Source organism: Proteus hauseri ATCC 700826 (assembly GCF_001654965.1).
Classification (GTDB): domain Bacteria; phylum Pseudomonadota; class Gammaproteobacteria; order Enterobacterales; family Enterobacteriaceae; genus Proteus; species Proteus hauseri.
Map to the genome: position 1 here is coordinate 22,968 of NZ_LXEV01000031.1, position 15,772 is coordinate 38,739.

Genomic DNA, 15,772 nt, shown 5'->3' on the forward strand with positions numbered 1-15,772 from the left:
CACCGCACTGCACAAAGTAAAAAATAAGGAATAATATGACTCGGAGTGAAATAAACGTCTGGGATGTGAGACGAGGCACCAATAGTCCTCGAGTTGAGGAGATTCGATCTGAAGCTCAGCGCGACCTTTCTCGATTGATTCACTCGTCTCCTTTCAGACGATTGCAATCCAAGACACAGGTTCTTGGTCTGGGTGAAAGTGATTTCTACCGCACACGACTGACTCATTCTATGGAAGTCGCCCAAATCGGTTCAGGTCTTCTTGCTAAGCTGAAAATAAAATATAAAGGTAAAGAGGAAGAGCAATTTTTACCAGATAACGATCTGATGCAAGCAGTATGTCTCGCACATGATATTGGACATCCTCCATTTGGTCACGGCGGTGAGGTAGCTCTTAACTACTGTATGCTGGATTACGGTGGTTTTGAAGGAAACGGCCAGACGCTTCGCATTCTCTCGAAACTAGATAAGTATACCTTAGAACACGGACTCGATCCTACACGCAGACTTCTGCTAGGCATACTGAAATATCCGGTTAAATACTCGGATCTAGTGGTTAAAAAAGACAGTATCCCGGCCACTATCGGATCGCCGAACTGGCTCTTTAAGTCATCTGATTTTAAACCTCCAAAATGCTATCTAGATTCAGAATGCGATATTGTAGAATTTGCTCTCTCACCATTTACTGAACAGGATCGGAGGCTTTTTACTTCCGTTGAATATGGTCAAACCAAATCCGATCATAAAAAAGCTTCTTATAAAGCTCTCGATACAACCATCATGGATCTTGCCGATGAAATTTCGTATTCGCTGCACGATTTGGAGGATGCTATTTCTCTCGGAATGGTGACACGAGCAATGTGGATGGAGCATTTCAGTGGACATGAAACCCTATTTACTGACTGCCATGGAAAAACATTTGCCGGAACATGCGAATCTGTCGCGGATAGCCTTTTTGGTAAAAGTTACAAGAGAAAAGAGTGCATCGGGATGCTAGTTCACCTGATGATTACAAGTGTTGAGCTGAATACAAAGAATGCAGCATTCGAATGTGGCATGCTCAAATATAATGCGGTCCTTCCGGATGCGGTCGAAGCACTAAGGTTGAAAATTTTCAAACTGGTCAAAAACAAAGTAATTAAGCATGAAAATGTACAGCAGCTTGAATTCAAGGGACAAAAGTTGATTGTTGAGCTTTTCGGTGTACTGGCTAACGATCCGTGTCGGTTTCTACCTGCCTCAACGAGGGAAATTTACGATCAGCAGATTAGCTTAGGCGAGAAGGCTGGTATGCGAGTCATTTGCGACTATGTTTCAGGGATGACTGATGACTATGCAACAAAGCTTTATGAGAAAATCCTTATTCCACGTAAAGGGTCTATTTTTGACCATCTCTGACGCGGCAAGAATGATGCTCTGAGTTCAATTGACCTATAAACATTAACCAAGGCATCTACCAGGGGGATATCAAATCCCCCCATTCTGAATTTGTTCGTGCAGAATCGGTGAACGTTCTCATCTGAGCGTTAAGCGCCAGTAATCGTTGATCTATACTGTTCAATAATACACCTTAATATCAGCAGCGTCTTACTCCGTTATGAGAACAATCGCGAACTTCCGCTCTTCGCTCATAGCAGACTACTACCCTATTAAATTTGACGCAGATATAATTAATATCACTCAAATAGCCTAAAGCCAATGTAACAAAGGCCTTCCAGAAATAACTAGAAGACCTTTAATATAATACCTTACTGATTGAACAGTTAACTTACAACATCTACTTTCAAGCAGTAACGGCGGCTCAATTTCACACCATTAACCTTACACTGACGAGTGCTTTTGCCTTGGGCATCAGTCAGTAACTTCCCTTCTGAGACCAACTGATTAATCACTGATTTTTTGTTCCCAATAATATTATTATTAAAAAATAATGGGTTTACAGCTGCATAATGTTCTCCCTTGATTTTTAAAACAATAACATCTAAGTTATTTAGCTCGTCCTTGTCGACTAGACTCTTTTTCGGTTTGCAGGGATTTTTCAATGTATCTAATAGCTTTTGAGTGAAAACAACCTTTTTAATAGGGTTTTGATCTATAGCTTTCAGATAACAATGTGTAATTCCATCAAAAACTTCCTTCTCAGTAAAGGGGAGAACCTTAGTTTTAATACCTAGGATCCCACTTGCGTATGCTAAGGCAAAACGAGTAGCTATGCGTTTTTCTAATCCATTAGAACCTACACCATTCTTCTCTAAGAATTCGGCAATATAATCTTTGAGCTTATTAGTAATGTACTCATAGGACTTTTGATTGACCTTTGCCAGTATCTTCCATACGAATGCATCCCCAGCTGTACCATAATAGTTATTGCAATTTTCTTTCAAACCTTCTGCATATTCAGCAGATGACGATACACCTTCAGGTAATGAACTAAAAATACCCATATCATTATCACAATCAACAGGAACATCTATGAATCGAGCTATTTCACCATTCTTACGACTCATTAGACCAGAGCTGGCATGTTGACTTAAAGCTTCTTCTCCATTGCTTAAAGCGACTAATTGCCAACTTGCCGAACGTTCTTGATAGATATGACTTCTTGACTTACCAGTACCAGAACCAAGCATATACACAAACTTTTGCATTTTTTGGGCGGCAGCTTGGCGATTAGAGTCTATTAAAATAAGTTCGTCAGTCAATAATAAACCATGATTACGAGACTCCGCTTGCTGCTCAAATGCAGCCTCAGTTATATTCCAATCAAGAATGTATGAGGAGTCTCCAAATACAGAAGCTGCTGATTCTAACATTGTACTTTTCCCAGAAGAACTCTCACCATGAGCATGAAATCCTCCTGATTCTATTTTTGTAAAATAAATGCACATGCCAGCAAAAGCTGAACATAAGCCAAGCATAATATAAGGACTATATTTAGCAGTTTCTGCTACCTTATTCTTCCATTGTTCCAATGTCCCTTTAGCCTGACATGAGTAATACCGTTATTCACTGAATTATCATTGGATACACAATCCCTAGAATACCGTTGCTTGATTCAGGCTATCGTCTGGCAGCGTATTGTAGTCTGGGTTGAAGAAATCGAGATCGAGAGCGGTACAACCAATATATTGAAATCTGTTTCTCCGTTTGAATACCTGATTGATACCCACAGCGATGACATTTATCAGGATACGCTCCGCAACAACGCCAGTTCTTACCGTTTTCTTGCTACGTTGCGCCCTGAAACCCCATTGGATGTGCTACGGCAACATGGGCGCATTAGCTATCAACCCTGCTGGAAGCTACCTCGTATAGTACAGGAAGAATGGCAAGGCTTATGGGTACCGAATGAGGCTGGCTGGGAAAGTCTATGTGAAGAAAATATTCATCAGCCAAGAGGGATTGGTGAGTGGCCTGACTTACCCAATAAAAGCATGAAACCGTTGGTGCATGGGCTGCAAGATATAAATAACCGAGTATAACCACATTAATATTTAGAGGAATAATGTGAAATATTCATTACTAGTCATTGCCACTGTAACCATATTCTTATCAACAGCACATGCTGCAAATTCACCTTTCCAAAATCCCGCAGAATACAAAAGCAAACATGGAATACTAGAAATAACACCAAGCCAAAATGATGCGCCAAAGTTCGATTTCCAGATTAATGCCAATGTTGATATGTATGTCTGCGAAGCTGAAGGCACAGCCTATATTACAGAAAGAGACATCTCGTCAAATACTTGGAATGCTACAGCGCTAGTCAGCACAGATAGTGACTATGGAGACCAATATTGTAAAATGGAGTTTTCTATGGATAAATCAGGAAAGATAGCAATCAAAACAAATTTTGGTTGCTCGGCTCAATGCGGTATAGGGGCTGTCGAGGCAATGGATGATACATACAAAAAATAACCTTCTTGAGATAACACTAAGTAAATAATGTAATAAATACATTACGATAAATAAGCGATTTAAATTACAGTCTCTGGGAGCATTTTGCTCCCTATATTCAACACTAGCTATGGTAAGTCTATATTTTCTCTAAGTGATTAACTTGACTCTTACTGATAAAAATGGACTTCTTAACCTAAAATTCTTATTGCTAAATTAATCAGATAAGGCTGGTAAAAAGACTTTCCTCAATGGCACAAGCAATTTAGTCTCAATATCAACATGCTCATAATATTCAATCAAAGTGCGAACTAAATCATCGAGAGTCCAAAGAGATAACGGAATTTTTGATCGTTCAGCTTCGTAACGTGCATCCTTTGTAAAGCCGCCAGTACTGACATATAAGCCACGATCATCGTGATGACGCCCACCGATAAATCCTCTTAAATCTTGACTGCCTATTTGCCCTTTGCGATGCTTAACTTCAACCACAATTCTTGGGTTTTCAAATCCAAAACCGTCAGGTGATGCGATAATATCTTTGCCTCTATCTGAGCCACTATTTGGCGAAACTTGGGTTTTATATCCCATCCCACGCAGAATACCGGCAACTAATAATTCCATTTCATCTGCATCAAGGGTAATTATTTTATCTTTAATACGTTCTAACGCTTGAATTTCCATATCCTTTAATGGATCAGATACAATTTCTTCATCGTCTATATTTGAAATATTAGCGTTTTTTCCGCTTTCAGATAATGGTTTATTACTCAATAAGTCTTTCACTGCAAAATCAGGAAGTTTAAAAACGGTCAATGTAGAACCTAGGGTATTTTTGGTTTTAGTTGATAAGGTATCCCGATCAATCTCATCAGTATTCCATTTAATCTGACGCGCAATTCCCATCCCCATAGAACAAAGATCAGCACGGTATTGAAACTCAGAAACAACCTGCCCTAATAAATAGGTACGGTTAGCAGGTGAATAAGTGATTACCCAATCGCTAACTTTAATTTCATTAACAAAACGCCATACTTGAGATGCACCAGAACGCGCTGTACCAAGTTTCGTTGCTGGGTCTACTTGACGGTATAATTTCAGTATCTCTTTTCTTGATTGCCCTATTTTCAATAATGGTGCTAAGCCAGACCAGCCTAAACCAACCAGTTCTTTTTCTCGAAAATCATCATATAACTTCCCTGAATCACCACGTACCATCCACATTTTATGACTCATTAATCTATTCCTGCGTTAAAGATAAATCGGTTAAAGTAAAACCCACTAATTTGATTTCAACAATTCATTCGATAGCAGCTCCGCTTGTGCCAAGACAGTTTCTGTTGCCAATGCAGACATATCAGGCGGATAGCCATAACGGTTAAGTAACCGTTTAACGATAACGCGTATTTTTGCTCTTGCAGACTCTTTGATAGTCCAATCTAATGTGACGTTATTACGGATCATTTCAGTTAGTACAACCGCTAATTCCCTTAGTTTTGATTTTCCGATTAGTTCTTGAGCACTATCATTTTCAGCCACAGCCGTATAGAAAGCATATTCATAAGGTGATAAATTCAGGGCATTCGCTTCGGTATCAACCTTATTGATATCTTTCGCTAATTTAATTAGCTCATCAATAACTTCAGCTGCCGTCAAAATTTTATTTTGATAGCTTTTAATCGCCCCAGTGAGCATATCCATCAATTTTTTACCTTGAATAACGCTCATTTTTGTTCGCACATTGATTTCATCTGCTAACAATTTTTTCAAGGTTTCCAACGCGATGTTTTTATGTTGATAATCCTGCATCTCCATTAAAAAGTCATCCGAAAGGATCGATATATCTGGTTTTTTAATCCCCGCAGCATCAAATACATCGACTACCGTATCAGTCACTAAGGCTTGATCAATAGTCTGTTTAACGCGAACTTCCATGCAGTCATCACCGATAATGCCACTTCCTCCAGTTGAATCAAACTTGTTCAATCTGGCTTTTACCGCTTGGAAAAAGGCTATTTCAGGTGCTACCTCCATCGCTTCAGAGTGTGGCGTTGCTAATGCAAAGGCTTGAGATAAAGCGGTTACCGCTGTTAAAAAACGCACTTTTCCCTGACCTTCATCAATCCCTAAAATAAAATCTTCTGCTTCTAAAATAATGGCTAATTTACGAGATGTGGATGCGGTAAAATATTCACGATAATCAAAACCAAAGAGCATTCCGTCAAGGATGTCTAATTTCTCTTTCATTACCTCAACGGCTTTTTCTTGGGTAAGTGCAGGATCACCTTTACCACCCGCATCTGAGTAAAATGATAATGCTGATTTTAAATCCGCCGCAATTCCCAAATAATCGACAACCAAGCCACCTGATTTATCTTTATAGACTCGGTTAACACGGGCAATCGCCTGCATTAGGTTGTGCCCTTTCATCGGTTTATCGATGTATAACGTGTGCATACTCGGTGCATCAAACCCCGTTAACCACATATCACGCACAATGACTAATTTCAGCTTATCATCTTCATCTTTCATGCGATTAGCGAGTACTTGCCTGTCTTTCTTCGTCGTATAGTGTTTCGCTATATCAGGGCCATCAGATGCGGAAGACGTCATCACGACCTTAATCACACCATCATTGAGATCATCACTGTGCCACTCAGGTTTGAGTGCCACGATTTCCTCATACAATGCCGCAGCAATCCGACGTGACATAGCAACGATCATGCCTTTACCGTGATCCGCATTCGCCACTAACCGTTCTTCAAAGTGAGTGACTAAATCTTTAGCGATCACTTTAATACGCTCTTTACTGCCAATAATACTTTCAACTCGCGCCCATTTAGCCCGTTGTTGTTGCGTCAACGTTAGATCTTCATCAGTGAAACCTTCATCAAACGCCTCGATCAGTTCACGGCCTTCATCGCTAATTTGGACTTTTGCTAAACGGCTTTCATAGTAAATAGGCACTGTTGCCCCATCTTCTACAGCCTGAGCAATATCATAGATATCAACATAATTACCAAATACCGCGGGAGTATTTACATCTGTTTTTTCAATAGGCGTGCCCGTAAAGCCTAAGTAAGTCGCATTTGGTAAAGCATCACGCATATATTTGGCAAAGCCATAAACGGTGCGCTTACCGACAACATTACCCTGCTCATCTTTCACATCCACTTCTTTTGCGGAAAAACCATATTGAGAACGATGTGCCTCGTCAGCAATGACAATAATATTGCTACGATCAGAAAGTAATTCATAAACACTACTGCCATCATCAGGTTGGAACTTTTGAATAGTGGTAAATATCACGCCACCTGAGCCAACTTTCAGCAATTCTTTTAATTCTTCTCGATTTTCAGCTTGTTTCGGGGTTTGACGTAACAGTTGTACCGCAGAAGAGAAAGTACCAAATAATTGGTCGTCTAAATCATTACGGTCAGTGATCACCACAACCGTTGGGTTATCGAGGGCTAAAACAATCTTACCTGTATAAAACACCATTGAGAGGGATTTACCCGAACCTTGGGTATGCCATACCACCCCCGCTTTTCTATCGCCTGCTTTTTGTTCTAAAACAAGGTGCTGTTGGCTTCTGCCTTGTTGTCGTAGCGCCACTTCCGCAGAAGGTGAATTCGCATTGACATTCGAGGCGCGAATGGTCGAAAGAACCGCCGCATTCACCGCATAGTATTGGTGATAGGCAGCCATTTTTTTGACGGTTTTAATCGAAATGATACCGTTGTTATCTTCCTGTTTGCTGGATTCAAACACGATAAAATAGCGGATCATATCTAGTAGCGTAACGGGATTAAGCAAGCCTTGAATTAACACTTCCAGCTGTGGCTGAGTATTTTTTGCCTCAGTCATGCCATTATGGGTTTTCCATGCCATAAAGCGGCTAAAATCGGCAAAAATAGTCCCTGATTTTGCCTCTAATCCATCAGAAAGCACGCTAAAGGCATTGTAAGTAAATAATGAAGGGATTTGTTGCTGATAGGTTTTAATTTGATTATATGCCCCTTCAATGGTGGCATTTTCATCAATCGCATTTTTTAGTTCAATCACGACCAAGGGTAAACCATTAATATAGATAATCACATCAGGGCGACGCTCTTTGCGATCTTCCCGAATAGTGACCTGATTAACCACTAGAAACTCATTATTATCAGGCTGATTAAAATCCACCAGCCACACATATTCCCCTTGAGTATTGCCATCTTTACTGACTTCAATGTTAATACCTTCTGTCAATAAACGATGAAAACTCAGGTTATTTGCCATTAAATCAGGCGAGTTAATTTGTGTGACTTGTTTTAAGGCTTCCTCACATTTATCTTGTGTTAAATGCGGGTTTAAGCGTTGTATCGCTTCTAATACTTTTTGCTGAAGAATGACTTGCTGATAAGCTCGTAGAGGTTTAACACCTGACGGCTCAATATCAGGACCATACACATATTCATAACCTAGGGCTTGTAACTGCTCAATGGCCATAATTTCAATATCGGATTCTGTCATTTTTGACATTATTTTGTCATCCTTTAGCAAAAGGGAATAAAAAAAGCAGCGCCAAAGGTACGCTGCCTAATTCGATTATTGTTTTATTTCTTCTGGTGTATAGTTAACGCGCACTTCTCCACTCATTAATTTAGGGAGTAACGTGTCACGAAGGTTTTCTAGGGTTTGGATTTGCTTTTGATTTTGATTAATTTTATTCCACATTGCTCCCACAACATTATGATAATCATTTAATTTTTCTTTAGGAGGCAATGCGAATGATACATTTCCAATATCTTCAGGTTTCAATGATGGATAAGTCGATGTAGAACCTTCAGCTATAGAATGCAAATATTCAGTCATATCTTCGGATGTTAATAAATAATAGACAAAATATGGTGTAATCGTGTCACAAGTTATCGTACAAAATCCCGTTGATACCACTAAATTTGCTTCAGGTTTAAAGCAAAAACCATAATGACACTGGTCAGGTCTTACTGTTGAAATTAATATATCAAGATGTTGGACTAATCTTTTAGCTCGACTAGGTGCCTCTGATAGAATTAATGGTTTCAACTCACTAATATAGCCTTTCGTCAGAGAGCTTGTATCTAAATATAGAATACTTTGGTGATCATATTTTTTAGTTATCGAGCTTTTATTTAATGTTACAAAATGACTAACTTTAACCTCTTCCCAATCGTCCTGCACTTCCTCTACAAACCACTGACGAAAAAGGGTTTCAGCCATTGATTCTAAGGTTTTATTTTGACGATGGAGTAAGTCTATTTTGTCATCTAATGAGGAGAGAACTGAGGCAATAGCTTTTTGTTCTTGAACACACGGGATAAATAGTTCAAGATTCTCTATATCAGATTTAGATATATTAGCCTGATTAGCACTCCCTGATGATTGATTCGCTAAATACTCATGCACCGATTCATCTTTTAAATAATAATAAATGAAATCATCTATAGATAACGTGGGTAGTGAAGATATTTTTGCTACACGTTGATTTATATATAATTGTTGATTTATTTTCTGTTTAGATACGGCCCCAACAACTTGAGTAAGTGCTTGTGGGTGATTTCCAGTCATAGCAATAAGTATATCTCCTTTTACTGAAATATACTTACTTAGTTTTTTATCAGTTTTATGGTATTGAACATTATCTAAATTAACATCTCCATTAGCAACATTTCTTATCTTTACTACGGGTAATGAACCTTCTGAGAAAACATTACTAAAGTTTATAGACTTAAAAGCATAACCATTAGTAATTTCAACTATTTTCCCTAATAACGTTTTATGCCACTCACTCATATCATCACCTTTGCCAAATTCTCAGCAATTGCTTGATTAAGTTTTGCTTCTTCTTCTAATTGTGCTTCAAACTCGGCTTTTAGTGCGGTAAAACGCTCTTTAAAATCAAAATCATCCTCTTCATCAGCAAGACCCACATAGCGACCTGGTGTTAGCACATAATCCAGCTCAGCCACTTTCTCGATAGCGACAGAAGCACAAAAGCCCGCAACATCTTCATATTCGCCACCTTTATTACGCCAATTATGATAGGTATCTGAAATCAGTTTAATATCTTCATCCGATAACACTTTAGTGCGGCGATTAATTAAATGACCAAGATTACGTGCATCAATAAACAGAATTTCATCACTGCGATCTTGATAAACCGAAGAGTTATTACGATCACGGCGCATAAACCATAATGCAGCAGGGATCTGCGTATTTAAGAATAACTTAGCAGGCAAATTAACTATGCAATCAATCACGTTAGCATCTTTGACTAATGCCGCACGGATATCGCCTTCACCGGAGGTTTTCGAAGTTAACGCCCCTTTAGCCAGCACAACACCCGCTTGCCCCTTTGGTGACAAGTGGTATAAGAAATGCTGCATCCACGCAAAGTTTGCATTCCCTGCTGGTGGAATACCATTTTGCCAACGGGCATCTTTACGTAATTGTTCGCCAGACCAATCAGAAACGTTGAACGGCGGGTTCGCAATAATAAAATCCGCACGTAAATCTTTATGGGCATCATTTAAAAACGAGCCTTCATTGTTCCATTTTACTTGCTCAGAGTTAATACCACGAATAGCCAAGTTCATTTTCGCCAAACGCCATGTGGTTTGGTTAGACTCTTGACCATAAATAGAAATGTTATCAATATTCCCTTGGTGGGATTCAACAAATTTTTCTGATTGAACAAACATACCGCCAGAGCCACAGCACGGGTCAAAAATACGCCCTTCATAGGGTTCTAACATGTTAACAAGTAAGGAAACTATCGATTTCGGCGTATAGAACTGACCACCCTGTTTACCTTCTGCTAATGCAAATTCACCTAAGAAATACTCAAAGACATGCCCTAGCACATCCGCAGAGCGTGATTTAGCATCACCTAGTGCAATATCTCCCACAAGGTCAATTAACTCACCGAGTACCGTTGCATCAAGATTTTGACGTGCATAAACCTTTGGTAATACCCCTTTTAATTGCGGGTTATCTTCTTCAATGGCTTCCATAGCGTCATCGACCAATTTACCGATATTGGGCTGTTTTGCATTATTGAGTAAATTTGTCCAACGTGCTTTTTCAGGCACAAAGAACACATTGTAAGCAAGATACTCATCACTATCTTCGGGATCTGCCCCTGCAAACTCGCCTTGACCCGCTTTAAGCTTTTCATAGTGAGACTCAAATGAATCAGAAATATACTTTAAGAATATTAATCCCAGTACAACATGCTTGTATTCTGCTGCATCAATATTCTTACGCAATTTATCAGCGGCTTTCCACAGGATAACTTCTAACGGTTCAGATTTGGTTTCTTTCGGTTTTTTAGCCATTGTTCCATTACTTACATCAGTAAAAATAATGGAACTATTGTTACCGATTTATAGCCAGAAATCTAATAGAACAGGCTGATAACTTGCGATAGTTATCAAAAGGATGGATTATCAGCAAATGTCATGTTTAATACTTCAACACTGCTTTCAAATTATGAGTATTAGATAATAATTTTTTCTCAATATCTCTTGAGGCAATAACTGCATCAAGCTACTATGACTAATCATTTTCTCTTTCAAAAATCACACTAAACTTACCGTTAAAAGGCTCACTTTTCTGCGTAGCTCTACACTCTATTTATTTCCACTCAATGTCTATAGCATAAACTTGTAGTTATACGTTTAGTTATACATAAATTTCATTAAAATAAAATGTAATTAAAAATCAATTAAGTAGATATCAGATTCAACTTACGCCAGCCCACCAAAATTCTCCATCAATGATTACCAGAGTCATTTGATGAAGTTCAAAAAAACTCGTAAGGCGAAAGCTCTACGAGTTTTTTTGTATCTGCAATTTGTCAAAAAATCCAAGCTAGTAGTTACTTTTTCTCGATACCTTATAAAACATTATTATTTTTGATATAGCTAAACACAATGGAACATCAAAAATAGTAAGAAAAACCAACCCGTTATCAGTAAAAAGATCAATGCAGCTAAGCTCGAACAAAGTGATTATGTTCTCTATAATAATGATGAGCTAGAGAGCTATTGGTTAAATTTAATGGCAGTAAGCTATGGTCATTTCGCTACATTCGCTCACTCACTAAAAAGCGGAGCTAAAAAGAGCTTTGCTTCTTACCCTGCCGTCAACCTTGCTAATACACGTAGTTATCGCCTTGAAGCAAGAACGAAAACGCCGCTCACTAAACAGATAGACCCACAGTTCACTAGAAAGAGCAAACTCACAACATGTTAAAAGCGAAGGGAAAATATCTTTTAACTTGTCATCTTTTATTTGGTATTGCAAAAAAGCAAGATTCAATTGCATCTAACTCTTGGGGGAAAGCTGGGCTCCGATATGTAAATAAATAGTCGAACCACCACACCAGATCCCCCCCAAATAATAATCTGTTTTAATTAGATAACTTAGAATATCGACTCTATTCCAGTTAATACAGATCACCCCAACTGATATTTTTTAAAATTCTCGGCTTGTTCCAGCACATTTTTATACACTTCGTCATTGGCCACTGGCGGAAAACCATAGCGGTGTAATAACAGAATCAAATCAACTTTCAATTTGGCCTTAATATCATCACGGTTACTCCAATCCGGATACTGAGTGCTGTCATCAACAATCAGCTTCATATCCTTTGCAAGTGCCAACATTTTGTCGTCATCATAGGTAAAATCGTATTTCTGGCACATATGCAGCAAAATATCGAGAAAGGCCTTCTCTTCCATATCGATACCAATATCCTCAAACGACATCATTTCTGCCTTAATGTCATAAATCATATCGGCCATTTGCTGCGTGAAATCATCGAACTCTTCACCATTAAGTACATCATTTTCTTTGCGTTGATTGTACTGCTCCACTAACGCTTGGAATCGCTTAGAAAAATTAATCCCTTGCAGTTGGTTGATCTTTTGAAAATCACTAATGGCTTTCTGTAGCATCTTTTGCAGCAGTTGCATTTTAGTGTTTGGCAACTTGATTTTATTGATGCGCGCCATGTACTCATCATCAAAAATGTCGATGGTTTCCGCTTTGTCGTCCCCTAAAGTAAAAATCTCTTCTACCCCTTCGGCTTTGAGGGCTTCAGCTATCATTTCACGCACTTTTTGGTTCATCTGCGCCGTATCAGGCGCATCGCCTTTGGTTAATTTGTAGACAATGGAACGGACTGCCAAATAAAAATGGATATGCTCACGTTCATCTTGAGCTATCTCTTCACTGCCAACACAAACATCATAAGCCGCTTTCAATCGCTTCACTAATCCCATAAAGCGCAGTTCAACTTTCTTGGTTTGCAGAACAAATTCAGCCGCCCTATTAAGGCAGTCTAATTGCAGCGTTGGCGAGCCTGAAAAGTAATCACAGCTATCAAATTTATGGAATACTTGAGAAAGCAAGTTGAGGTGATTACGTACTTCGACGATGGATTGCTGAATATCTTCAAAGTTAGATTTGTCAGCCTTCGAGTACATCGCCAGCGCCATATTCATACGGCTCTTAATCCCAATATAATCAACAACCAATCCCTTTTTTTTCCCTTCAAAACGGCGATTCACGCGGGAAATAGTTTGAATAAGGTTATGCTTTTGCAACGGCTTATCGATATAAATAGTATCCAACTCTGGCACATCAAAGCCCGTCAGCCACATATCCACCACTATCGCTATCTTGAAGTTAGATTTTGGATTTTTAAATTGCTTATCTAACTCTCTGCGGTAATCTTTCGTCCCTAATAGATTGTACATGGTCTCTTGATCATCTTTCCCTCGGGTCATCACCATATTAACCCTCGGCAAACGCATCAATTCGCTTTTTTCTTGCTCAGATAGAGAAACGCCGTCTATTGCCTGTTTCGCTTCAAACCACTCTGGACGTTGTAATTTCAGGCTCTGATAAAACGCATAAGCTATTTCACGACTAGCGCAAACCATCATCGCTTTCTCTTTGATGGTCGATCCTTCTTCCACTCGTTTTTCATAATGTTGAGCAAAATCTTTCGCTAGCGCATCAATACGGTCAGGATCACCCAGAATAGAGTTCATATTGGCTGTGGCTTTTTTGCTCTCTTCTATCTGATATTCGCTAGTGCCTTGCGCCTCACACTCTTGGTAATAGCGTTCGATTTCTTCTAATTTGCTGTTATCAAGCGCGATTTTAGCCGCACGTCCTTCGTACACAATGCGTACTGTGATTTCATCATTTACCGACTCAGTCATGGTATAGCTATCGATGGTTTCCCCGAACACATCTAGCGTGGCATCAATAGGCGTGCCGGTAAAGCCGACGTAAGTGGCATTAGGCAATGAATCATGCAGGTATTTAGCAAAGCCGTAAGACTTTTTAACCGTGCCGTCTTGTTGGTTAATTGTGATTTTTTGGTCAAGGTTAATTTGGCTACGGTGGGCTTCATCAGAGATACAGATAATATTACTGCGCTCAGACAGCAATTGAATATCTTCGGTAAATTTATGAATAGTGGTCAGGAACACCCCACCACTAGCACGCCCTGCGAGCTTATCGCGCAAATCTTGTCGGCTTGATACTGGCTCAATAATGTCATCACCAATAAATTTAGTGGCATTACAAAATTGTTTCGCCAGCTGTTCGTCAAGATCAGTACGATCAGTAATTAAAATGATGGTAGGGCTGGAAAAATCGATGCTTTTCATCAATAGGCGCGTCAAAAATTGCATGGTGTAACTTTTGCCACAGCCTGTTGCACCGAAGTAGGTGCCCCCTTTCCCACTTCCGCCGATATTTTCACCAGCTGCAATAATCTGCTTACGCTCTTTTTTAATGTTGTAATACAGCTTACGGGCAGCATAATACTGCGGATAACGGCAGCACACTTTCACTTCATACTTGCTAGTATCTGGAAAAAAAATAAAGTTCTTCAGTACATCCAGCAAACGAACGGGATGGAATAACCCTTCTATCAGGGTATACAGACCATTGATACCTTGTTTTTCCGTTGATTCGTTGCCGTTGACTTTGCGCCATGCGTAATAGAATTCATAAGAGGCAAATAGGTTGCCCATTTTGTTATTCACGCCATCGCTAAGAATACACAGGGCGTTATAAACAAATAGTTTAGGAATATCACGACGATAGCGAACGCAAAGCTGTGTCCATGCATCAAACAAAGTTGCCTCTTCACCACGCACTGCCGATTTGAATTCAAACACCACCAGCGGTAACCCATTGACGTATAAAATTGCATCAGGGATACGTAGTTGTACCCCACCGTCTCGGGCTTGCCCTTCTATTTCTAATTGGTTAACTAACCGATAGCGGTTATTATCTGCCTCTGGTGCGACTTCGTTCTGCGAAAACAGCCTAGCTAACTGGCTTGGTAACGCTTGGGTATCCATCAGTTCGATATACAGGTCTTTTTGCTTGCGGTCTTCACGCTTAAGTAAAAAGCCATTACTAAGCCAATGGCAGAAAATTTTGTTGCTTTGGTATAGATCACTGGCAGGCAACGCCTGTAGCTGATGTATAATTGAGTTAATTTCACCTTCTGTGATGCCATCCTCTTGATACTGACTAGCGAGATACTGACGTAAGTCATCCACTATCAACACTTCGCTATTGTCTTTGCGCGGGATGGTGTTGCCAGTAAAATGCGGATAGCAAAGCTGGCCTGCATTATTTGCATGTTGTCCTAGCAGTTCAATAATCGCCTGCTCCAGCTTAGCTTCGGTGAAAATATAGCTCATATCAGTGGCTTCTTATTTGTTTTATAAATTGTTTTTTATCGCGTTTTTTAATTAAGCTAGTTTAATTGATTAGATAAGAAAAACCGCCTCACAACAATAAAAATGTGAAGCGGT

Annotated in this window: 9 protein-coding genes and 1 pseudogene; 4 read left to right on the forward strand and 6 right to left on the reverse strand. The window is 39.4% G+C overall.

Features of this window, described 5'->3' with window-relative positions; genetic code table 11:
- Nucleotides 1-35: 35 nt before the first annotated feature.
- A complete protein-coding gene (locus M997_RS13500) occupies nucleotides 36-1,397 on the forward strand; it encodes an anti-phage deoxyguanosine triphosphatase (RefSeq protein ID WP_064720630.1) in 1,362 nt (453 codons plus the stop codon).
- Nucleotides 1,398-1,762: 365 nt separating this feature from the next.
- Here M997_RS13500 and M997_RS13505 read toward each other — a convergent pair.
- A pseudogene (locus tag M997_RS13505) lies at nucleotides 1,763-2,974 on the reverse strand (DUF927 domain-containing protein); the annotation flags it as partial.
- A gap of 153 nt (nucleotides 2,975-3,127) precedes the next feature.
- Between M997_RS13505 and M997_RS13510 the strand changes: the two are divergent.
- Complete coding sequence (locus tag M997_RS13510) at nucleotides 3,128-3,481, forward strand: hypothetical protein (protein WP_064720814.1); 354 nt, start codon at nucleotides 3,128-3,130, stop codon at nucleotides 3,479-3,481.
- A 25-nt stretch (nucleotides 3,482-3,506) separates the two neighbouring features.
- The gene (locus M997_RS13515) at nucleotides 3,507-3,917 is read left to right on the forward strand and encodes a hypothetical protein (RefSeq protein ID WP_064720632.1); all 411 of its coding nucleotides are present in this window, start codon (nucleotides 3,507-3,509) and stop codon (nucleotides 3,915-3,917) included.
- A 195-nt stretch (nucleotides 3,918-4,112) separates the two neighbouring features.
- Here M997_RS13515 and M997_RS13520 read toward each other — a convergent pair whose 3' ends face one another.
- From M997_RS13520 to M997_RS13535, 4 genes are all read right to left on the reverse strand, one after another.
- Nucleotides 4,113-5,132, reverse strand: coding sequence for a restriction endonuclease (locus tag M997_RS13520; protein WP_064720633.1), 1,020 nt, complete (start codon nucleotides 5,130-5,132; stop codon nucleotides 4,113-4,115).
- A 45-nt stretch (nucleotides 5,133-5,177) separates the two neighbouring features.
- Nucleotides 5,178-8,420 (reverse strand): type I restriction endonuclease subunit R, encoded by a 3,243-nt coding sequence (locus M997_RS13525; protein ID WP_064720634.1) that lies wholly within the window; start codon nucleotides 8,418-8,420, stop codon nucleotides 5,178-5,180.
- 66 nt (nucleotides 8,421-8,486) lie between these two features.
- Nucleotides 8,487-9,713: a restriction endonuclease subunit S gene (locus tag M997_RS13530; RefSeq protein ID WP_064720635.1), complete on the reverse strand. Its 1,227-nt coding sequence runs from the start codon at nucleotides 9,711-9,713 to the stop codon at nucleotides 8,487-8,489.
- A complete protein-coding gene (locus tag M997_RS13535; RefSeq protein WP_064720636.1) occupies nucleotides 9,710-11,257 on the reverse strand; it encodes a type I restriction-modification system subunit M in 1,548 nt (515 codons plus the stop codon). Before M997_RS13535 ends, M997_RS13530 begins: the two co-directional genes overlap by 4 nt.
- A 724-nt stretch (nucleotides 11,258-11,981) precedes the next feature.
- On the opposite strand from M997_RS13535, the gene M997_RS17800 reads away from it, so the two are divergent.
- Complete coding sequence (locus M997_RS17800) at nucleotides 11,982-12,176, forward strand: hypothetical protein (protein ID WP_064720637.1); 195 nt, start codon at nucleotides 11,982-11,984, stop codon at nucleotides 12,174-12,176.
- 203 nt (nucleotides 12,177-12,379) lie between these two features.
- On the opposite strand, the gene M997_RS13545 is transcribed toward M997_RS17800, so the two are convergent.
- Nucleotides 12,380-15,658 (reverse strand): type I restriction endonuclease subunit R, encoded by a 3,279-nt coding sequence (locus tag M997_RS13545; protein ID WP_064720638.1) that lies wholly within the window; start codon nucleotides 15,656-15,658, stop codon nucleotides 12,380-12,382.
- Nucleotides 15,659-15,772: the final 114 nt, after the last annotated feature.

Coding starts and splice junctions, on each gene's coding strand:
- M997_RS13500 (WP_064720630.1), top strand. CDS start 36: ATGACTCGGAGTGAAATAAACGTCTGGGATGTGAGACGAGGCACCAAT.
- M997_RS13520 (WP_064720633.1), bottom strand. CDS start 5,132: ATGAGTCATAAAATGTGGATGGTACGTGGTGATTCAGGGAAGTTATAT.
- M997_RS13525 (WP_064720634.1), bottom strand. CDS start 8,420: ATGTCAAAAATGACAGAATCCGATATTGAAATTATGGCCATTGAGCAG.
- M997_RS13530 (WP_064720635.1), bottom strand. CDS start 9,713: ATGAGTGAGTGGCATAAAACGTTATTAGGGAAAATAGTTGAAATTACT.
- M997_RS13535 (WP_064720636.1), bottom strand. CDS start 11,257: ATGGCTAAAAAACCGAAAGAAACCAAATCTGAACCGTTAGAAGTTATC.
- M997_RS17800 (WP_064720637.1), top strand. CDS start 11,982: ATGGCAGTAAGCTATGGTCATTTCGCTACATTCGCTCACTCACTAAAA.
- M997_RS13545 (WP_064720638.1), bottom strand. CDS start 15,658: ATGAGCTATATTTTCACCGAAGCTAAGCTGGAGCAGGCGATTATTGAA.